At 47.9% G+C, this 14,658-nt stretch carries 14 protein-coding genes; 8 read left to right on the top strand and 6 right to left on the bottom strand.

Annotated elements, in window-relative coordinates; all coding sequences use genetic code 11:
* Window positions 1–371: 371 nt before the first annotated feature.
* From GJR95_RS41815 to GJR95_RS10145, 3 genes are all read left to right on the top strand, one after another.
* The gene (locus GJR95_RS41815; RefSeq protein WP_198424831.1) at window positions 372–623 is read left to right on the top strand and encodes a DUF1016 N-terminal domain-containing protein; all 252 of its coding nucleotides are present in this window, start codon (window positions 372–374) and stop codon (window positions 621–623) included.
* An 87-nt stretch (window positions 624–710) separates the two neighbouring features.
* Window positions 711–1,313, top strand: a complete 603-nt coding sequence (locus GJR95_RS41810) for a DUF1016 domain-containing protein (RefSeq protein ID WP_198424830.1) — start codon at window positions 711–713, stop codon at window positions 1,311–1,313.
* Between the two features lie 283 nt (window positions 1,314–1,596).
* Window positions 1,597–1,788 carry a hypothetical protein gene (locus GJR95_RS10145; protein ID WP_162385758.1) on the top strand — a complete coding sequence of 64 codons (192 nt, stop codon included), beginning with the start codon at window positions 1,597–1,599 and terminating at the stop codon, window positions 1,786–1,788.
* 18 nt (window positions 1,789–1,806) lie between these two features.
* Here the strand turns inward: GJR95_RS10145 and GJR95_RS10140 are convergent, their stop codons facing one another.
* The 3 genes from GJR95_RS10140 to GJR95_RS10130 all read right to left on the bottom strand — a co-directional run bounded on the left by GJR95_RS10140 (window position 1,807) and on the right by GJR95_RS10130 (window position 6,215).
* Window positions 1,807–3,636 carry a glycoside hydrolase family 2 protein gene (locus GJR95_RS10140; protein ID WP_162385757.1) on the bottom strand — a complete coding sequence of 610 codons (1,830 nt, stop codon included), beginning with the start codon at window positions 3,634–3,636 and terminating at the stop codon, window positions 1,807–1,809.
* Between the two features lie 502 nt (window positions 3,637–4,138).
* Window positions 4,139–4,867, bottom strand: a complete 729-nt coding sequence (locus GJR95_RS10135; protein WP_162385756.1) for a DUF72 domain-containing protein — start codon at window positions 4,865–4,867, stop codon at window positions 4,139–4,141.
* 103 nt (window positions 4,868–4,970) lie between these two features.
* Entirely contained in the window at window positions 4,971–6,215 is a 1,245-nt protein-coding gene (locus GJR95_RS10130) for a glycosyltransferase family 1 protein (protein ID WP_162385755.1), read from the bottom strand.
* Window positions 6,216–6,460: 245 nt separating this feature from the next.
* Between GJR95_RS10130 and GJR95_RS10125 the strand changes: the two genes are divergently transcribed.
* Entirely contained in the window at window positions 6,461–6,949 is a 489-nt protein-coding gene (locus GJR95_RS10125; protein ID WP_162385754.1) for a response regulator, read from the top strand.
* A gap of 15 nt (window positions 6,950–6,964) precedes the next feature.
* On the opposite strand, the gene GJR95_RS10120 is transcribed toward GJR95_RS10125, so the two are convergent.
* The 3 genes from GJR95_RS10120 to GJR95_RS10110 all read right to left on the bottom strand — a co-directional run bounded on the left by GJR95_RS10120 (window position 6,965) and on the right by GJR95_RS10110 (window position 9,610).
* On the bottom strand, window positions 6,965–7,756 hold the full coding sequence (locus tag GJR95_RS10120) for a LytTR family transcriptional regulator DNA-binding domain-containing protein (RefSeq protein WP_162385753.1): 792 nt from the start codon (window positions 7,754–7,756) through the stop codon (window positions 6,965–6,967).
* Window positions 7,757–7,813: 57 nt separating this feature from the next.
* Window positions 7,814–8,227 carry a response regulator gene (locus GJR95_RS10115; protein ID WP_162385752.1) on the bottom strand — a complete coding sequence of 138 codons (414 nt, stop codon included), beginning with the start codon at window positions 8,225–8,227 and terminating at the stop codon, window positions 7,814–7,816.
* A 75-nt stretch (window positions 8,228–8,302) separates the two neighbouring features.
* Window positions 8,303–9,610 carry a sensor histidine kinase gene (locus GJR95_RS10110; RefSeq protein ID WP_162385751.1) on the bottom strand — a complete coding sequence of 436 codons (1,308 nt, stop codon included), beginning with the start codon at window positions 9,608–9,610 and terminating at the stop codon, window positions 8,303–8,305.
* A gap of 394 nt (window positions 9,611–10,004) precedes the next feature.
* On the opposite strand from GJR95_RS10110, the gene GJR95_RS10105 reads away from it, so the two are divergent.
* From GJR95_RS10105 to GJR95_RS10090, 4 genes are read left to right on the top strand one after another with little or no spacing between them, the layout of a single operon-like run.
* On the top strand, window positions 10,005–11,159 hold the full coding sequence (locus tag GJR95_RS10105) for a zinc-dependent alcohol dehydrogenase (protein ID WP_162385750.1): 1,155 nt from the start codon (window positions 10,005–10,007) through the stop codon (window positions 11,157–11,159).
* Window positions 11,160–11,170: 11 nt separating this feature from the next.
* Window positions 11,171–11,668, top strand: coding sequence for a hypothetical protein (locus GJR95_RS10100; RefSeq protein ID WP_162385749.1), 498 nt, complete (start codon window positions 11,171–11,173; stop codon window positions 11,666–11,668).
* A 49-nt stretch (window positions 11,669–11,717) separates the two neighbouring features.
* Window positions 11,718–12,326 (top strand): hypothetical protein, encoded by a 609-nt coding sequence (locus GJR95_RS10095; RefSeq protein ID WP_162385748.1) that lies wholly within the window; start codon window positions 11,718–11,720, stop codon window positions 12,324–12,326.
* A gap of 30 nt (window positions 12,327–12,356) precedes the next feature.
* Entirely contained in the window at window positions 12,357–14,648 is a 2,292-nt protein-coding gene (locus GJR95_RS10090; RefSeq protein ID WP_162385747.1) for a hypothetical protein, read from the top strand.
* Window positions 14,649–14,658: the final 10 nt, after the last annotated feature.

Raw genomic sequence — 14,658 nt, 5'->3', positions numbered from 1 at the left:
AGATGAACTTCAACTGTTATCTTTGTTTGCACTTGCTTAAGATCCGAATGTCCTGGCAAAATAGGATATCATTTCTGGCAGGCCCATACCTTAATTCAGAGAGTGTTCTCCTAGGGGTGGTAATTTTCGTAAGGGTAGCCGATCTCTATCTAGGCTGATTAGCAGCCTGATCATCGTTAAATTTCATAATGGAAGAGTTTAAGCAGTACCCAGAACTACTTTAACGGGTTAAACAACAGATTCAACAGGCTCCAGTTAAAGTAGCAACATCGGCCAACCAACAACTCTTACTGTCCTATTGGCAGGTGGGTAGTTTAATCTTATTTTTTCAACAGCAACAAGGCTGAGGTGCCAAAATAATTGATCGCCTTTTGGCTGACATTCGCCAGGCGTTTCCGGGTGTTGCGGGCTTTTCAACCCGCAACCTGGGTTATATCAAGAAATTTGTGATGGCTAATCTGCCCTTAATTTTGCAACACCCTGTTGCAAAATTACCTGAAACCTCTCAGGAGGCCATTGATGTCGCCCCCATTTTAGACAATGCAGAAAACTTCGAGCAATTATTCCTGCGCTCAGTATTGTCAAAAATTACGTGGTCACACCACATTATCCTGCTAGACTAGGTTAAATACGCTCAGCAACGCCTTTGGTATATCGAACAGACATTGACGGGAAGCTGGGGACGAAACGTACTTCGCCATCAAATTGAGATGGATTTGTACAAGCGTCAGGTAAGGACACCCAAACTGACCAATTTTGAGCATACCCTGGCTAAACCTCAGTCTGATCTGGCCACTCAACTATTGAATGATCCCTATGTATTCGACTTTGTGGTAGCCACGGCCAAAGCCAAAGAGCGCGATGTGGAAAGCCAGTTAGTTCAGCAGGTGAGTAAGTTTCTGCTGGAATTGGGACAGGGCTTTGCCTTTGTTGGTCGCCAATATCCTTTGAAAGTAGGGGATGGGGAGTACTTCATTGATTTGCTGTTCTATCATATTCGCTTACGTTATTACGTAGTCATCGAACTAAAAGCCAGAGACGTTGAACCGGGGGATGCTGGCCAGATTAACTTCTATGTGAATGTGGTCAACGACTATCTTCGTACCAAAGAGGATAATCCAACGATTGGTTTACTCTTATGCAAAGGCAAAAACCAGGCCTTGGCAGAGTATGCGCTGGCTGGAATAACCAATCCCTTAAGTGTCGCTGATTATGAATTAACCAGATCGGTACCTGAGGAATTGAAATCGCTGCTACCTTCCATTGAAGACCTTGAACAAGAGTTAAAAAATGAAGGAGAAGGGCTGGAATAACTGACCCTCATACTGTATCGATGGAGTCGAAGAATCGGATGACTTTCCATACACTTTTAGTAGCCATTTTATGACTTATAGGACAAAAAGTATCTGGGCGCTTTTGTCTGGTTTGTTAACCACCTGCGACACCGGAGTTCGGGAGTCGGATTTCGCGAGCAGGTAGCTACAGTTGGGAAATTTTACGATTCATTATAGGCCAATGCCTTGTTTTAACCAAGCCGATACAACTGTGGTCATGGCTTTGTGTTTTTCGACTAAATAGACTAAAATACACAACGTCATGGCAAATAGGACGCTGGAAAAAGTCGAGAAAGAATACGAAGGCCAACGCATAACTGGCAACCAGGATAACGGCACCGACCGCGGCAGCAAAGGAAATGGACGCAGTTCTACCTCCCACAAAAGTTCATCCAAAGGCAGCAGCAATGCAGGTGGATCAACGGGAGGTAGTAAATCAGGGCATAGCAAATAACCTGTGATACCTATCTTATCAAGTCGGTTCGGTATCGGCGGAGTTAAGCAAACCCGCCGATACCGTTAATTCGCCCGATTGAGGATCAATCAGACCATTACGTTCTTCTTCAATGTCAGTTGCCTGCGTATAGATATCACCGGCAACCGGATACTGCCGTAAAGCCTGTTTAAAGAGACGAATCTGTTCCGTACGGTCTTGAGATTCGTTTGGACCACCATAGTTAACAAATCCAAAACCGCCCCATTCGCTGACGAGCAAGGGTACCTGGCACCGGTAAAAAAACGGGTCACCGACCACCAGCGGGAACGCAGCTACGCCAGTCAACTCACCCTTGGTTAGTCGATCCAGCAAGGCTTTCCATTGATCCAGATCGGCTGTATACAGGTGAGCCGTCAATAGGTCGGACTTTAAGCGACCTTCGAACGAGATATGATGCCAGCCATCGTTATCCACGATCAGATACTGTGGGTAAGCCAGTTTCATGTAATGATACATATCCAGGATGTACTGCCGTGTTTCGGGGTTGGTAGCTATATCCTGAGCGCCCCAGTCTTCATTATAGAGACTCCAGATAACCACCGATGGGTGCGTACAGATCAACGACACCATACGCAGCAGCTCAGCCCGGTGATTCTGACGACTTCGGGGGGTTGAACTGTGGGGGCTGGGCACTTCTACCCAGAGCAACAGACCCAGTTTATCGGCAAAATTATAGATACGAGGGTCAACACCCGCTATGTGAACCCGGACCAGGTTGCAACCCAGTGCTTTCATGGCTCGCATATGGGCCTGCATTTCTTCGTACGTGGCCGTACCCGGCTGATAGAGAATCCCATCCAGATAAATTCGCTTATTATTCAGATAAACGTAGCGCCCTCTGGCTTCAATTTTGCGTAGCCCGAAGCGGGTTTCAATCTGAGCGATATACCCATCCGAATCGATTAGTTGCGCAATGAGTTTATACCGTACCGGCGACTCAGGCGACCAGAGTTGAGCTCCTTCCAGATCAACGACTACCCGCTGTTGCTTCTGGCCAGCTTCCAGCCGAAGGGGGAAGTCGGAGGTAACCAGCGGCTCGGTCGAATGTAGGTCAAAGGCCTGAAGCCGAAGCGTATAGTCACCCGGATCATGAATACGTGTTGTTACGCTAAACCGCACCAATTGGTCGTCGTTTTCACTGACCACGCCGATTCGTGAACGTAGCCGGTTTCGCTCGACACTTTCGATCCAGACACTCCGGACGGCACCCGTATAGGTCTGATACCAGATACCCCCTCGTTTGTAGACGTGGGATTCCTGCTTGCCTCTGGGAATTTCTGCATCCATCGTGTCAGCAATACGCACCGTCAACCGATTCGTTGGGCGCAGGAATTCTTCCGGAAATTCGTAGGAGAAAGAGGTATATTCACCAAAATGAACCTCTTCATCTTCAATTGTATGAAGCGGATACCCGTTCAGCCAAACCCGGGTTTCGTACCCGCATGCGCCGAAGGTAAGCTGAATCATGGATCGGGCCGTGGATTCACTGCGATCCGGTAATATAAACTCCCTTTCATACCAGGCAACCACTTTATCCTGCCAGCCGGTGGGCATCGATTGCACCTTAGCCTCGGCCAGATGCGCTTCGATTGACCCTGGCCAATGGGCCACTCCCTCGAATGTATGCCGTACATACCACTGTTGGTGAATGCCCTGATCGTTGGGGTCCAGCGCGAACAGCCATTCCCCATCCAATACCATATAATTGTTGGGACGAAGAACCGCCCGGGGAAGTAAATTTTCCGGTTCGGCTTCGGTTTCGGGTCGACTGGCTGAAAAACTGGTATTCGGATGCTTAGTCTCCATATTTAATAGCAAAAAAGAATATAGGAACCCAGTAAGAAACCAGGCGTTCAGTCATAAAATTTACGACCGCCAAAGCAAGTCCCCGACCATCTTCGATACATCTGTATAAACGGAATGAGCAGAGTTTGTTTAAAAAATGGGCTGATTTGGCTCCTTCGTTTCCTTTTTTCAAATTGGAGAAAAGCGACCAGTTTACCCAATAAAGGGTTAAGTGACTAGTAAATGCAGCACCTGATCAGTGCATTACAGCAACTATTTTCCTGTACACCTCTACGTTTATTCGTCAAAATCGATCCGCTTTATAGCAAATTGGTTTCATCATACCTTCATCTGTATCCTACTGTCGAAGGTAGTGCCGTTGTCTCATTTCCAGTTTATCAGAACAGTCATCGGGCATCGGAAGGGAGATAAAAGGCAACCACGTTAAAAACAAGTGGCCATCGTAAGAGAGCAATCCGTTTACGCGGTTTCGGGAATTTAAGCAGGCATTTCAGTACCCTACTTACCGAGAAACCGCTTCCCAGATACCTTTGAATAGTAACGCATCCGCTCTCATCTGACTATTATTAAAGAAGACATAGGCAGGTTTGTCGGCAGGTAGTAATTCCATTAAATCAGCTAATTCAGCGGTCTCATACTGATAGCGCCATCCCTGTCGGCCATGAAGCCGAAAGTAAACGTGTTCCGGAGTTACAGTCGTACTGGAAAAGGGATCAACCACATGCCACAGGTGAAGGTCTTCACATAACGCTTTGATCACATGGTTGTCCCAGGAGCCGCGGGGCTCCCAGCAACAGGTCAGCCCTTTCCGCTCAATTCGGGAGAAGAAGTGAACCAGATTGTGAATATGCTCAGGCGTTTGGGTAAAACTGGCCGGACACTGAAACAGGATAGTTCGAGCACCCAACGCCTGAGCACAAGCCAGGGTGTATTGCCAGGCCTCATCAACAACAGTAGTCGGTTTGAAATACCCGGCCTCTGACCGCTCCAGTTCCGAAAGTTTTCGTTTAAGCCGGTTGTAGGTTGGACTTTTTGCTGAGTGCGTAATAAGTTGCCAGGCTTTCAATGTGAACTCGAAATCAGTCGGCACCTCTCGTCGCCAACGTTCCAGGGTGGCAAGCTGGGGCGGCTGATAAAAGGATTGCTGAATTTCGACACAGGAAAATAGGCTTGCATAGGCAGCTTTAGAGCTACCAGGGCCACAGGTACCAATTTGTACGTTACTCTTCATATCGCCTATGGTAGCCCAGACTCCGTGCGCAGGTCCTTAATCAGATTGAACGCCGGGGTGGGGTTGCCTGATGGTATTCCCAAAACCACAAACTTCTATATGATTACAACCCAATCGAAACGACCTGTTCGCTCACTATACGTCGCATGTGTCGCCAGGTTTGATCCCAGGACTGCTTCCGTAAAAATTGATCCAGTGCTACTTCATCACTGCCCAGTGGTTTTTTCAAGGCCAATTCGATGCCCTGCTGGAAGGCTGACACGGAATCAGCAATTACAACCCGATCCCAGCCGCCATAGGTACGTACAACATCCTGGATAGGGGTAGACACGACAGGTAAACCAGCTGCTAAGTATTCCGGTGTTTTTGTTGGACTGATAAATCGCGTGGCTTCGTTGATAGCAAACGGCATCATAGCTACCTGCCAGTGGCTGAGATAGGCTGGTAATTCCTTATAATTTTTCATGCCCAGAAAATGCAGGTTTGATCCGGTTGGTAAAGTAGAAGGGTCTATCTTGACAATCGGCCCCAGGAAAATAAACTGCCATTCAGGCTGCTGTTGAGCCAATTTAGTCAGTAACGCAATATCCAGCCGCTCATCGACGACTCCGCTGTATCCGATTCGGGGTCCCTGGATAGCCACCTGATCGATGGGATCATCAAATCCCGCACCAGCAAGGGAAGAGCGGGCTTGGGCGAAGTGATCATAATCGATACAACTTGGAAAGGCATAGACGTTAGGATGAAGCTTTTGCTTGGCTTCGTACAGGCTGTATCCACCGGTAAACACAAGATCGGCCCGTTTCAGCAGCCGTTGTTCCTGTTCAATAAGTTGGGATGAGGCTCCCAAAAAGGCCGATAGTTCATCCATACAGTCATACACAACCAGGGTTGGGTGAAGGTGGTCCGTAAAGGGAAGCGCCATCGGTGTATAATACCAACTGATGAAGTTGGTGATTTGCTGTTGTTCGATTAATTCATTGAGTAACTGTCGTTGTAGCTGACATGCCATTTGTTCATCAATGTCATTAGGCAAATGGGGCACCACAACGAAGAGGTTTTCGGCTACCGACCGAATCTCCAGATAAAGTTTATCCTGCCAGATTGGCTCTTCTACATACCAGACTTTACATTGACGGGCGGCCCGGCTAAGCAAATGTTGTGGCCGCTGATAAACAAAGTTCCAGCGAAGATGGGCAAAGCAAAGTAGATGTTCGAAATCAGGTTGTGGCGATTCCCTCTCAAACGAGTCGTTGTTTAATCGTTGAGTTGATCTGTCAGTGAATACATGTTGAGGTCGGCTCGTCTGGTATGGGATTGCCGAGACTCCTTTTAAAGGATTGCTCATCGTCGAAAGCGTTGCGTTTTGATTGTCTGACCCTAATCAAGGGCAGGCTTGATTGGTAGAGATATATAAACTCAACCAGGCAAGTCCGATTTTATCGTGCTTATTTGACCGACGAATGAGGAAACGGTTCCCGTAAGTACCAGGCAGTACAACGGTATTAATTTTCAGGTCTTTTAATTATAAATATATGATTAGTAATGCCTTATATAAGTGTATATTTGTTACTGAACATCCCTACTCAGCGTATGCATAGTCTTACAAAAACAAACATATCAGTTCAGTCTAACTTCAAGAATGCCAATGTATTGATCATTGACGATAATCGGGACCATGGGATGATTATGCAGGATACGATGAGTCAATGTTTACCTGAAATACTACCCGTTTTAGTCCATTCAGAGGAAGATGCATTAGCCTATCTGAACCAGTGTAGCCGTGAAGAATGGACGTTGCCTAAACTAATTCTTTTGGACTTGTATCTACCCACCCGACAGAATGGCTGGCATTTGCTTGAACAAATTAAAGCATTGCCAGCAGCTATGGGTAAAATACCGGTTGTTTTGCTAAGCCAATCAACGGATAAGCGTGATATTCGGGAAGCCTACCAGCGAGGTTGTTCCTCATATTTAGTTAAACCCCTCCTGTCGGCGGATTGGTTACAGCAATTTCAGGCACTTCGGGCTTATTGGTGGGAAACGGTTACCCTACCGAAAATTGGCTATTCCCTTTTTTAACCCGGAACCATCTGATTACGTGTACAATTGTACGATCGTTAACCAGTAATAAAGCAATTCCTTAATCGTCTTGACAAAGGCAGTCGGTTCTTCGGAGACGATGACAACAGAATTGGCATCCAACAGGTAAGCCTGCATCATATCCTGACCGGGAGCGACCAGCCAAATAACAGGAATGGCCCGTAACTGTGGATGACCTTTGAGGGTCTGTAACGTCAAAATTCGATCTGCCCGGTTGGTTCGGGCATCGATCAGAATCAATACGGGCCATTCTTCAGGGGCGCTAAGCAGTATCGCGGAAGCCAGTTCGACGCCAAATTGAGCTGACTGCAACCTACAGGGTAAATTTAATTCATGGAGTCCATGCTGGGTCAATAGTAGCGTGTCGCCTGACATGATTGTCTGCAGCAAAAAGGGTTCCAATGCCTTTTCAGGAGCCATGTCGCATGTTGACTGGTTTGTACTTGAACTGTCTGTGGAATCAACCAGACCGCAGTCGGTTTGTACTGACTGAAACACTTTAGGCCAACGCCTACGGCTTACCGGCAACTCCATACCATCCACTAACCGCACCGATCCCGCCATTTTGGGGCGAGGAGGAGGTTGCAGGCTGCTTATACAAGCTGGATTGATCAGGGCCGTTTTGTGGATGCGAATAAAAGTGGGTAGCCTTTCTTCAAAATACACCAATGGTTTAGCCAGTAATCGTCGTTCACCATTTCGAAATTGAAGCCAGGCATAATTATCGGCCCCCGTAAAATAAGCGAGTAATGACGGCTGTTCAAGGAGTTGATGGATGAGTAACACGGGAGATTTTGTTTCAAATCAGTTTCTAACTTATTTCGCTCGTTTTCTTTTGGCTGCTTAGTAAGGAATTGGTCCATTTGTATTAACCCAGTAAGAACAGACCTGGTTGAATAAAAGCTGCATAGCCTCTATGTTCATGGGCTTTGCCAGACAGGAATTTGCTCCGGCCTCGTAACAGGCCTGAACTTCCTGATCGGATGCGCCATTCGTCACCATAACAACGGGGATCGGCTTCCAGTCTAATCGTTGCTTAAGCCCCCTCAACGTTTGTTGTCCGTTCATGATGGGCATGTGCAGATCAAGGAAAATTAAAACGGGATGCTCAAGTCCTTTTTGTAGGTTACCCATCATGACCTCACCATTTTGAAATACAGCGATTGAATACTGGGGTAGAAATTCAGCAAATACAAATTGAACCAGCGTTAGATAGTCAGCCTCGTCGTCTACTACATAAATTAATTGCTTCTTCATTCCTGTGTGTTTTTCATTGGTAATGATTCCGCACGAATGCGTTAAACGAACAAGTTGACTTGCCATTACCATCGCTTAACCCCCTGAATGGCCATAATGAAGTGGGAAGCGGATTCGGAACAATGTACCGCGTCCGGCAATACTTTCTACTTCCAGACTTGCCTTTAATAGTTCACATAACCGTTTGACGATCTGAAGGCCTATTCCTTCGCCTTGCGTAGCCCGTTGAGCCATCTCGCCCAATTCCGCGCTGCCCGGAATCGTTGGCACGTGTTCTGGTAAAACGGTCACTGGTTCTCCAGCGTCGACGGACAGCACACTGGTCGCTTCGACTGTGGGCCTAAGTTGATCACCAAAGACACCTGCTAAGCTAGACGGCAATCCTGGACCCGAATCCTGAACACTGACCAGCCATCGCGCTTCATTTTCTAACGACCAGGATATGGATATAAAGCCAGTTGGGGTATACTTCAAGGCATTGAGAAGGAGATTTTGTACAATCCGTTGCAGTTTGATCGGGTCGGTTTCAACGGATAGCGAAGCAGGGCCATTGGCGCGTAGTATTAATCGACGCTCATGGGCTAGCGTCTGACCACTTTCCACTATTTCACTCAGTAACAGGGACACATCAACGGACTGAATCTGAAGCGTTTCTTCGCCCGCTTCGATTCGGGATAAATCCATCAACTCGGTTAACATGACTTCTACACTAGCCAGGTTTCGACTGAGCATGGCCAGATACTGCTCCCGTTTCTCGTCGCTTAACCCTTCCAGTTTCAACATATAAGCCGCTCCGTTGATGATGCCCAGCCCTCCCTGTAAATCGTGGGCAGATGTTCGAAGTAAATTCACCCTTTCCTGGGATAATTCGGTCATCTGCGCGAGGGCTTGCTGTAGTGTGGTCGCCCGCTGAACCGCTTCCAGCCGTTGCAGTTCATCAAATTTAAAGACGCTACCCTCCATGGTTTCCTGCATAATCTGGGCAATTTGTTGATGCACCTGAAGCAACAGACTAGCATCCGTCAGTGGGAAAAGGCCTTGAAAGACTCTGAGCTCACTATACAGAATTTGGGTTAAATGAGACAACTCCCGCATCGTGTTCAGGAGGTCAAAGGATTTTTGCCAGCGGTGTAAACCATGCGCCTGAGCTGTTATGGCAGCATCAGCGATTGGTTCCTGTCCCTGCAAACGTGCTTCAAGGATATCTAAAATAAGTGGCAGAAGATTATTAAATTCTTCCCGGCTCAACGATAATCCTTTACTTAAGGATGGATCGGCCTGACAAGCAGTCCGCCATTTATTTAAGATCGTTTCCCGCTGTGCAAATAAATAGGAAACGATGGCCGATAAGGACTGGGGTAAATCAGGGAAAACAGGTTCCATAGGAAAATCGTAAAAGTCTAACTTACTGTTAGAAAAGTTTGACTATATAAGTAATGCTCCGCTTGCGAAATTTCGATGGTAAATGGAATAAAAAACTCCATAAACAGCCAACACATTTGCACCATGATCGTCCTGAAATAGAAGTCATTGTGTGAGGCATCGGTCCCAATGGGTTTGGTGAAAACTGTCTTCAGCCATTAGACGAAATTTTTGAGAAATTTCAGCTCTATCCATCGTCCTGGTACCGTTTCCTTACTCCTATTAACAGCATAAGCGCTAAGTGCTTATGCTTTAAGGTTAATCCAGTGTGTAAATAGCGCATATGTAAACCAACTCAACGGATGAAAAAAATAGCAATGACGATTGCCATGGCCTTACTTAAAGATACACTCCTATGCTAGCCATGAATTATAGAGGCCCCTATCGTGTCAGGGCCGCTCAAAAACCCTATCCGGAAATCCTTCATCCCGGTGATGCGATTGTTCGGGTAACCCGCTCCTGCATTTGCGGATCGGATCTGCACCTATACCACGGACTTGTTCCGGACACACGCGTAGGCATGACGTTCGGTCATGAGTTTATCGGTGTTGTCGAAGAAATTGGCTCCTCGGTTCAGAAACTGACCGTTGGCGATAATGTCATCGTTCCCTTCAATGTAGCCTGCGGAACCTGCACCTTTTGTAAGCAGGGGCTTTTTGGGAATTGTCATGAATCAAATTCACAGGCCACGGCCGTGGGAGGCATATTTGGCTATTCTCACACAGCAGGTGGCTACGATGGAGGGCAGGCTGAGTTTGTCAGGGTACCTTATGCCGACGTAGGCCCAACTATTATTCCGGACTGGATGGACCATGATGATGCGGTTCTACTCACAGATGTAGTGCCAACTGGCTATCAGGCTGCCGAGATGGGTGGCATTAAGACAGGCGACACCGTGGTCGTTTTTGGGGCTGGACCCGTTGGTATTATGGCTGCTAAGTGCGCCTGGTTGTTTGGGGCTGGTCGTGTCATTGTCATTGATCACCTGGAATACCGACTTGATTTCGTGCGGGACTATGCCCAGTGTGAAGCTTACAATTTCCGGTCGATGGACGACCCCGTCCTGTTTCTCAAGAAAACTACAGACTGGTTTGGGGCAGACGTTTGTATCGATGCCGTAGGCGGAGATGCCTCGGGCAGTGCTTTGCAAACCATTACGGGAAAAAAACTACTGCTACAGGCAGGCTCAGCCACGGCGCTACACTGGGCGATTAATTCGGTTAAGAAAGGCGGCATCGTGTCGATTGTGGGTGTATATGGCCCCACCGACAACCTGGTCCCCATTGGGAACGTCGTCAATAAAGGCATCACCATTCGGGCCAACCAGGCATCAGTTAAACGCCTGCTTCCCAAACTCATCGACCATGTTCAGGCCGGGCGACTGAATCCAAAGGCTATCATTACGCACCGCGTACCTTTAGAAGAAGTTGCTGATGCCTACCATATTTTTTCGGCCAAACTGGACAATTGCATCAAACCTATACTTATTCCTCCTTCAGCCAGGAAATAACTCATCGAATTATGGAACAAACGCCGAACGAGTATTCGCATATTAAGGGGTGGGGGGTAGATGCCGACCCGAAAAATGAGCCTACCTACCCAATAAAAAACTATACGGGTGACGATCACCAGCGACTTAACTGGGAAAGACCCCCGCTTCAGGCCGTAACTGTCGAAATACTTAAATCCAATGAACGACCTAATCTTTCGGCTGTTTTTGGTACTTCTTCACCACCTTCTGGTCTGAGTGGCGCCATCCGACGGTACGCTTTCAAATCAAGTGAGTCCGAATACGGGCACTGGCTTCCTTTACTGCTGGCCGATCGAATCAATGTGGTGGAAGGGATCGTTGATGATCTCCGACAAGGACATATACCGAATATTTTTGCGGAAAAAGGCTGGAAAGCGGACTGGAAATACAACCGGAAAGGATTAGTACAAAACGTACTGATTGGCGTCGTCGTCACTACGGCACTGGTAGTTTTGTTGAATTGGAAAAAAAAGAGGTTGGCCGCTTAAAGAACACCAACGACTGATTTTTATCATAACGGATGACAACGTTATACCTATGAAACGCAAAACGATTGTTGAGAAGATTCGATACGAAAGTAAGGTCGTTCAGGGTGAGGCAACCAAAGACAGTATCTATGTCAGTTACACTACGTTCCCGGATGAATTGACGTCCGGGAACGCTTTTGCCTCTTCCGTAGCGAAACTATTGAATGTGAATGGCTGGTCGGCTCTTTCGAGCATTGCGGCAGATTTCGCGCTTTACGACACGGTTGGTAAAGCCAAACCCGCTGGCCCGGTCGATGTAGGCGATTTTATTCAGATTGTATTACCCGGCCCAACACCAGAAAATTGGGTACGCGTCATCCATAAGACACTGGACAAAAAGCTTGCGGAGTTCACTGTTCAACCCAGTACTGATCCGATGGCCAGTAAGCCAGGCCAGATCGACCATTTTTTTAATCAAGAGGCTCGCAGCACCTTTCGGGTAGAATTAGTGAGTTGTACCCTGAGGGCATTCCAGATTGGGCAACAGGAGGGCATTAACAACCAGCAGCCACAGGCCGGCGAGCGTGCCCTGATTAACACGCTCATTGCTGAAACAGGCTGGCTATTTTATCAGAAAATCCAGTGGAAACTTCTGACGGATTACCTGGTGAATGTCTAGTTCATCGAACACTAGTTAGCGTAATTACCGATGCGGAGTAAATCGTACAACAGTCCCACTTACTGGCAACCTTTCACCGAAACCGAAGAAACATCCCAGTGGGTAAGGGGACTTAATGAACAGCTTAAACAGGCCACACACCGGGCTGACGCCCGGGTACAACTTGAACAGGGCTATTTGGGCGTCTGCCTGACGACGAATTCATTCTGGCTACTGTATAACTTTGGCAAGTCGGGAAAATTAGCGATTCGAACATGCTTTGATCCTCAGCTGATCAAGGGGTTCAGGGTTGGGCGAAACAGTAAAACAAAAGTCGACTATCTGGTAGAGGGTGCCCTGGGGCAATTTCGTGTAACAGTCGAACTGCCCAGGAGCGATTATCCGCTACTCCGCTATACGACCACACTAATACCTAACCAACCCTTTACCATTCAGGCGTTTCCCCGGGATGTGTATATACTGGATAACGACTATAATCCGGCTACAACACAGGGTATGGTCTATGTCACCCAGACCGGGCCAACCTCCGGCCTTGCTTATCTGTCGGTGACCAAACCGGCCGAAGGATCGCTCCTATATTTCCAGAACTTTACGGCCCTGAATGACTATTTTCAGGCGACCCAAACCGAACCCTCGGGTACGGTCAGTGCTCAATGGCCCGAGGTCGGCTTTGCTCTGCCGGGCACTACTTCGCCTTTGCCAGCCGGAAGCGAAATAACGCTCTCGGATGCCTTTCTCTATTTAAGCGATGTAATTCCCGAAAGCGAATTTGAAGCTGCTGATCAGTTTCTGGACGCAATGGCCAGCATTTATCTGCACCTTCCCAAGCCCCAGACCCAATATTATCACTGGCCTAAAGCAGCCGAACGCACGATTCAGGCTTTAAGTGAATCGTCGGGCTGTGGGCGTATGATTCAAAAAAACTTTTACCTCAATGCCTACGTCGACGCTACCTATAAACCTCCCGAAAGCATGGTGCAGCTGGCCATCCTGGTACCGCTCTGGGAATACCAGCGCTGGGGCGAAAAATCGGTACCGCTGGTCGAGAGCCTCCAGCAGAACCTGCCCTCGTTTTATGATGAGAAACAACAAACGCTCATGCGGTGGTTACCAGGCGGTACATTTAAAGAGGATATAGATGAACGTAGTGAGGAGCAGGACCCGGCGAAAATTGATTCCTGGTATTTGTTACATACACTAATGAATCTGGGCCGATTAGCTGATCAAGGCAATACAGAGGCCAAAGACCTCCTGTTTAATTCATTGAAATTTGTCATTAAAGCCGCTCATCACTTCGGATACGACTGGCCGGTATTTTATGACATTCGAACCCTGGAGGTCATAAAGGCCGAAACCGATACAGGAAAAGGCGGAGAGTTGGACGTAGCGGGTCTGTATACACACGTCATGGTGCAGGTCTATGAACTTACGAAAGAAGTTCGCTATCTGGATGAAGCCATTGCCTCGGCTGAGCGGCTCAGGGGTAAAGGATTTGAACTGCTCTATCAGAGTAATATTACCATTATGAGTGCGCTGACACTCGCCAAGCTCTGGAAAATTACCGGCAACCGACTGTATTTCGATCAGAGTCGGCTCGGTCTGGCCAACGTCATCGCCCGGTTATGGATCTGGGATTGCCAATTCGGCTTTGGCAAGGATCGGAGTACGTTTTTGGGCGTGGCTCCCCTCCGGAATGCTCCGTATCTGGCCGCCTACGAAGAAGGCGAAATTGTGGCCACCATGATCAACTATCTCAAGGAAGTAGACCGGGATGTTCCTGATTCCATTAGACTGTTCTTTTCGGAGTACATGAAGTATTTGCTGCACAGGGGTCGGTATTATTATCCGTCGGAACTAGCCGCGGATTCCGTCTGTCAATCCCCCAAAGAAGGGCGAATCATCCGGGACTTACCCATTCCCCTGGAGGACATATCGACGGGTTGGAAGCAGGCCGGAGCTGTCGGGCAGGAAGTATATGGGGGAGCCTTAGCGTATATCCTGACAAGTTATGCCTATAAACGATTCACCGGCGTGCCGGTCGTTGTCTTTGCTGACTACCCGATTTATCAGGCTGACTATCAGGTAACGAGAAAAACCAGTGGCTATCTTATTATACGTCTGGCCGGTACTGCCTCCTGTACTTGCCGGGTTCGGTTGTTGGCCAAAAGCGGAACGCTGCCCACCGTACAACTCTTTGATGAGGACATTCCCGCCAGTGAGCCGCTCAAGCCCAGCGAAACTGCCAAAACGTATCAGGAATATCAGGTTCAGGGACATCAACGGCTTCGGCTGGTATGGACAAGGGAAAAGAATGCCCGATAAAGCGTTCTGC

Origin of the sequence: Spirosoma endbachense, from assembly GCF_010233585.1 — a bacterium.
Lineage (GTDB): Bacteria > Bacteroidota > Bacteroidia > Cytophagales > Spirosomataceae > Spirosoma > Spirosoma endbachense.
Note: the sequence above shows the minus strand (reverse complement) of the source record. Positions and strands in the feature narration are given on the sequence as shown.

Bases quoted from the DNA above. Each gene is read 5' to 3' on its own strand.
- GJR95_RS41810 (WP_198424830.1), top strand. From the start codon at position 711: ATGGATTTGTACAAGCGTCAGGTAAGGACACCCAAACTGACCAATTTT.
- GJR95_RS10145 (WP_162385758.1), top strand. From the start codon at position 1,597: ATGGCAAATAGGACGCTGGAAAAAGTCGAGAAAGAATACGAAGGCCAA.
- GJR95_RS10140 (WP_162385757.1), bottom strand. From the start codon at position 3,636: ATGGAGACTAAGCATCCGAATACCAGTTTTTCAGCCAGTCGACCCGAA.
- GJR95_RS10135 (WP_162385756.1), bottom strand. From the start codon at position 4,867: ATGAAGAGTAACGTACAAATTGGTACCTGTGGCCCTGGTAGCTCTAAA.
- GJR95_RS10130 (WP_162385755.1), bottom strand. From the start codon at position 6,215: ATGAGCAATCCTTTAAAAGGAGTCTCGGCAATCCCATACCAGACGAGC.
- GJR95_RS10125 (WP_162385754.1), top strand. From the start codon at position 6,461: ATGCATAGTCTTACAAAAACAAACATATCAGTTCAGTCTAACTTCAAG.
- GJR95_RS10115 (WP_162385752.1), bottom strand. From the start codon at position 8,227: ATGAAGAAGCAATTAATTTATGTAGTAGACGACGAGGCTGACTATCTA.
- GJR95_RS10110 (WP_162385751.1), bottom strand. From the start codon at position 9,610: ATGGAACCTGTTTTCCCTGATTTACCCCAGTCCTTATCGGCCATCGTT.
- GJR95_RS10105 (WP_162385750.1), top strand. From the start codon at position 10,005: ATGCTAGCCATGAATTATAGAGGCCCCTATCGTGTCAGGGCCGCTCAA.
- GJR95_RS10100 (WP_162385749.1), top strand. From the start codon at position 11,171: ATGGAACAAACGCCGAACGAGTATTCGCATATTAAGGGGTGGGGGGTA.
- GJR95_RS10095 (WP_162385748.1), top strand. From the start codon at position 11,718: ATGAAACGCAAAACGATTGTTGAGAAGATTCGATACGAAAGTAAGGTC.
- GJR95_RS10090 (WP_162385747.1), top strand. From the start codon at position 12,357: ATGCGGAGTAAATCGTACAACAGTCCCACTTACTGGCAACCTTTCACC.